Source organism: Streptomyces capoamus, assembly GCF_014654935.1.
Taxonomy (GTDB): Bacteria; Actinomycetota; Actinomycetes; order Streptomycetales; family Streptomycetaceae; genus Streptomyces; species Streptomyces capoamus.
The window spans coordinates 32,952-37,672 of sequence record NZ_BNBF01000043.1 but is presented as its reverse complement, the minus strand read 5'-3'; the positions used below and the strand labels follow the sequence as shown (position 1 = coordinate 37,672).

Below are 4,721 nucleotides of genomic sequence, written 5' to 3'. Positions count from 1 at the left end.
CGCCCGCCTGCCGCGCCAGGTTGATCGCGATGAGCCGCCGCTCGGTCTCCTGCGCGGCCCACTCCAGGCTGGCCAGCGCCCCGGGCAGCGCGCACTCCACGGCCACTACGCCCGCCCGGCCGGTCAGGCACGCGTACTCGCCGGTGCCGCCGCCGTCCACGATCAGGACGTCGCCGTACTGCAGGGTCTGCAGGACGATGGAGCGCAGCAGGGTGGACGCACCGCTGCCGGGGTGACCGAGGGCCAGCAGGTGCGGCTCGCTGGAGCGGACGCCGGTGCGCCAGACGACCGGCGGGATGTCGATCTGCTCCTCCCCGTAGGAGAGGGGGAGCGTGCGCGGGACCTCGCTGGGGTCGGTGAAGCCGAGGACGGTCTCGCCGGGCGCGGTGACGAAGCGCTGGGCGGGGACGTCGGCGGGCAGCGGGGCGAGCGCGGTGACGGTGAGCTGGTTGCCCGCCTCGTCCCACCCGAAGTGGTACTCGCGGCTGCGCCCGGCCTTCGCGGTGAGCAGCTGCTCGATGCGCGCGCGGGCCTCGGGTTCGCCGTCGGGGAAGTAGGCGGGGTAGCGGATCACGAGGTGCGCGACCCGCCCGGCGTCGTCGAACTCCTGCACGGCGAAGGCCTTGTCCCAGTCGCCGCCGTGCGCGTACAGCGGCGCGGGGTCCTCGGCGCCGGAGAAGTACGGCACCAGGGCCTCGTACAGCGACTGGAGCCGTTGGGCCTGGGACTCGTCGGGCCCGTCGGGCGCCGGCGGGGTGCGGTCCCGGCCGTGCCAGGCCGCTGCCGCCATCACGGCGATGACGGCGAACAGCGGCCCGTACGGCATCAGGGCCACGAGCAGGACCAGGGAGGCCACGAAGAACAGCAGCGGCCCGCGCTTGTCCTTGGGCGTGTCCGCCCACCTGCGCCGGCCGGCCGAGGCCAGCAGGCGCAGCCCGCGGGTGACGGTGATCAGCGGGTGGAGGACGTCGGTGGCGCTGTCGGCCGCCGTCCGGGCCAGTTCCCTGCTCCGGGCGAGCTGCGTCCGGGCGATCTGGGCGCTGTCCTTGCTCAGAATGCGGGGGAGGGGGCGCCGGGCCACTGCTGTCTCCTGGGGTCGGGTGCGTGCGGGACGGGCGGGGTCAGAACTTGATGCCGCCCAAGAGGCTGGCCAGGCTCTCCCCTCCGGCCTTGATGCTCGGGGCGATGCCTGTGGTCGACAGGTAGAAGCCGAACAGGGCCGACACCGTGGCGTGCGAGCCCTTCAGCCCGTCCTTGCGGAAGAACAGGAAGACGACGACGCCGAGAAACAGCACGCCGGAGAGGGAGAGGATCATTTGGGGCCTCCTGGTGTCGAGGGTGGGGGACAGTCACCATGAGTTCTTCCAGGATCACAGGATGTATCCATACGATTAAAGGTGCAACTGGATGAAAATCGGTTGATTTCCCCCGGTCGGAGGAGCCGGCCGACACCCGGCTGACCAGGGGAGTTGCCTGAGGAGGAGGCTGCTGCTGATCTTTACCTCGGGCACATCGGGTCATGTGCCGCGGAAGCCAGTACGCTGGCGATTCACTCGTAGGAAGCAGTCCCCGCAGGAGCAAGGAGAGGTGGTCCGGCCGATGAGCGAAGCCCCCGACCCCGAGGTCGTGGAGCTGGCGACCAAGATCTTCGATCTGGCCCGGCAGGGGCAGACCGAGGCACTCGTGGCGTACGTCGACGCGGGTGTTCCGGCCGACCTCACCAACGACCGCGGCGACTCCCTCGTGATGCTCGCCGCCTACCACGGCCACGCCGACGCGGTGCGCGCGCTGCTCGCCCGCGGCGCGACGGCGGACCAGATCAACGACCGGGGCCAGACCCCGCTCGCCGGTGCCGTCTTCAAGGGGGAGACGGACGTGATCAAGGCACTCCTGGAGAGCGGAGCCGACCCTTCCGCGGGCACGCCGTCGGCCGTCGACACGGCCCGGATGTTCGGCAAGAAAGACCTGCTGGAACTGTTCGGCGTCCACTGACGTCGACGCACTGACCAGGTACGACACGGAAAACGGGGGAGGCGGTACGGGGCCGCCGGAAATACGGTCGCGGCAGCACACACCGCGGGTCATCATGACGACGTGATTCACGGACGCGATGGCTGGGCAAGTGTTGCCGCACCGCGCGGGCCGTGATGCGGTCCGCATGGGCCACCGACGAGAGGCAGAGAGAGATGGTCTACAGCAAGCAAGAGACGGCGGGCGCTCCGACGTTGTGTCACGCGGCCAGGTAATGCGTGTTCCCCGGTTGCGTCGACGCTTGATGTGAGGCTGTTTCCCATGTTCGATCCGGTCATAGCGCCCAGCGGTACGCTGCTCGGGCTGCTCCAGCGCGGCCGTGGCGACGGCACGCTGCACGCGCTGACGGCCCCCCGCGCCGAAGCGCTCGCGGCCCTGAACCACTGTGTCCTGCGCGACCCCCGCCACGACTGGCAGCTGGAGAACCGCTCCCTCTACTACGCCCGGCTCTTCCTCGATCTGAACGGCGAGCTGGACGCCGTGGAAGCGCACCTCTTCGACGCCGAGGACGTGCTCGACACCGACGAGTCCCGCACCGGCCTGGCCCTGGCCGTCCTCGGCCACCTCGCCTCCTACGGCCGGCGGGACGCCCTGGAACTGCTGCGCCGCTACGCCGCGCACGGCTCCAACTGGGCCTGGGCCCTGGACGAGCTGGCCCTCCGGGACGACGACGCGGGCCTGCGCGCCCTCGCCGCCCCTGTCCTGGCCCGCTTCGGCACCGACGCCGAGGGCGAGGCCGAACTGGCCGCCGCCGTACGCGACGCCTTCGAGCCACGGCCCTGGCGGCTGTGGGCCGAGGACCCGCGCGCGTCCGTCGCCACGCGGGTACGCACCGCCCAGGAGGCCGGCTGCTTCGACCGCTGGCAGCGGCAGCTGCGCCCCACCGGGCCCCGCCCGGGCTGGAGCGTGCGGGCCGTCTTCGAATGGGCCCAGCAGGGCATGGACCGCGGCGCCGCCCTCCATGTGCCCGCCGCCCGCTGCCTGGTCGCCGTCGCCGGGCCCGAGGACCGGCCGGAGATCGTCCAGGCCGCCCGGACCGGCACCGACGGAGCCCGCTGCACCGCACTGCGCTACCTCGCCGACAGCAACGACCGCGACGCGCTCGACCTGATCGAGACCGCGGTCGCCGACGGCACGGCGCTGGTCGTGGAGGCCGCCGTGGACGCCTTCGAACGGATGCGCAGCGTCGCCGCCGTCGACCGCGCGCGCCGCTGGGCCCAGCGCCCCGACGCGCTCGGCGCCGCCGCCGGCCGCATGCTCGCCGTCCGCGGCGGCACCCGCGACCGCGACCTCGTCCTCGGCGCCCTCCGCGAGGCCGTACGCGGCGAGGGTCCGGACACGCCCGCCCTGGGAACCCTCGTCGACGGCGCCGGACGCCTGGGCATCGCCTGCGCGGCCCCCGTCCTGCGCCACGTCTACCGGGAGACGGCCTCCTCCCACCTCCGCGGCCGCGCCGCCCGCGCCCTCGCCGCCACCGATCCCTCCTTCGCCGCCGGCTTCGCCGTCGAATGCCTGTGGGACTGCGAGGAGACCACCCGCGAACTCGCCGCCCGGCACGCGGAGACCGGCGACGCCCGGGTCGTGGAGCGCCTGCGCCGCCTGGCCGCCGATCCGGCCGAGGAGGACGAGGTGCAGACCGCCGTCCGCAGCCGCTTCGGACCGGACGCGACACTCGGCTGACCCCCGCCAGCACTGCCCCGGCGGACGACCGCCCGCCGGGTGAACACCGGGTGACGTGCGGGTCAGCCGGCCGTGCCGGCCGGGTGACGTGCCGGGTCGGACGGCCGTGCCGACCCGATGGTGTGTTCCCGGGGCCGGGACTCAGCGGCGCCGCACCGGTACGAACCGCAGCGGGGTGCCCGGCGGCGCCTGCGCGGCGGCCGGCAGGTCGGCGGCGCGGACCACGGCGATCACCGGGTAGCCGCCGGTGGTGGGGTGGTCCGCGAGGAAGACCACCGGGTGCCCGTCCGGCGGGACCTGCACCGCGCCCAGGACCATGCCCTCGCTGGGGAGCTCACCGGTCCGGGCCCGTTCCAGCGCGGGCCCCTCGGTGCGCAGGCCGATGCGGTTGCTCGCCGCGGACACCCGGTATGCCCCCGCGGCCAGGTCCCGCACCGCCCGCGCCGTGAACCAGTCCTCGCGCGGCCCCACGGTCACCCGGAGCACGAGTTCGGCCGGGGCACCCGGCTGCGGCGCGGCGTCCACGCGCGCGGGAGGGCCGGCCGGGTCGCCCAGCGGCAGCACCATGCCGTCCGCCAGCGGGGCCGGACCCAGGCCGGACAGCAGGTCCGTGGCCCGGCTGCCCAGCACCGGCTCCACGGTGATCCCGCCGTCGACCGCGACGTAGCCGCGGACCCCGGCCGTGGCCGCCCCCACCTCCAGCACCTCGCCCGCCGGCACCACGAGGGGCGCACCCCAGGCGGCCGGGCGGCCGCCCACCGCCACCGGGCAGGGCGCGCCCCCGACCGCCACGGTCACCGTGGCACGCGCCCGCACCGCGCAGCCGTTCAGGGTGGTCTCCAGCACGGCGGCGTCCGGCGGATTGCCGACCAGCCGGTTCACCAGCGCCGCCGCCGGGGCGTCGAGCGCGCCGGAGCGGGGCACGCCGACGTGCGCGTACCCCGGGCGACCGCGGTCCTGCACGGTGGTCAGAGCCCCGGCGCGCACCACGACGAGCGCACGGTCGGTCA

The 4,721-nt window shown here is 74.4% G+C and carries 5 protein-coding genes; 2 read left to right on the top strand and 3 right to left on the bottom strand.

The annotated features are described in order from the left end of the window. Together IE312_RS36570 and IE312_RS36565 are read right to left on the bottom strand one after the other, a co-directional pair. Positions 1–1,081 (bottom strand): P-loop NTPase family protein (locus IE312_RS36570; protein WP_189986630.1); only part of this gene is annotated, 1,081 nt, incomplete at its 3' end. Positions 1,082–1,121: 40 nt separating this feature from the next. After that, complete coding sequence (locus IE312_RS36565) at positions 1,122–1,316, bottom strand: hypothetical protein (protein ID WP_189986629.1); 195 nt, start codon at positions 1,314–1,316, stop codon at positions 1,122–1,124. Between the two features lie 283 nt (positions 1,317–1,599). Between IE312_RS36565 and IE312_RS36560 the strand changes: the two genes are divergently transcribed. Both IE312_RS36560 and IE312_RS36555 read left to right on the top strand, forming a co-directional pair. Continuing rightward, positions 1,600–1,992: an ankyrin repeat domain-containing protein gene (locus tag IE312_RS36560; protein WP_189986628.1), complete on the top strand. Its 393-nt coding sequence runs from the start codon at positions 1,600–1,602 to the stop codon at positions 1,990–1,992. 300 nt (positions 1,993–2,292) lie between these two features. Then, complete coding sequence (locus tag IE312_RS36555; protein WP_189986627.1) at positions 2,293–3,711, top strand: HEAT repeat domain-containing protein; 1,419 nt, start codon at positions 2,293–2,295, stop codon at positions 3,709–3,711. Between the two features lie 141 nt (positions 3,712–3,852). Here IE312_RS36555 and IE312_RS36550 read toward each other — a convergent pair whose 3' ends face one another. Then, on the bottom strand, positions 3,853–4,701 hold the full coding sequence (locus IE312_RS36550; protein WP_370467691.1) for a 5-oxoprolinase subunit C family protein: 849 nt from the start codon (positions 4,699–4,701) through the stop codon (positions 3,853–3,855). Between the last annotated feature and the right edge of the window lie 20 nt (positions 4,702–4,721).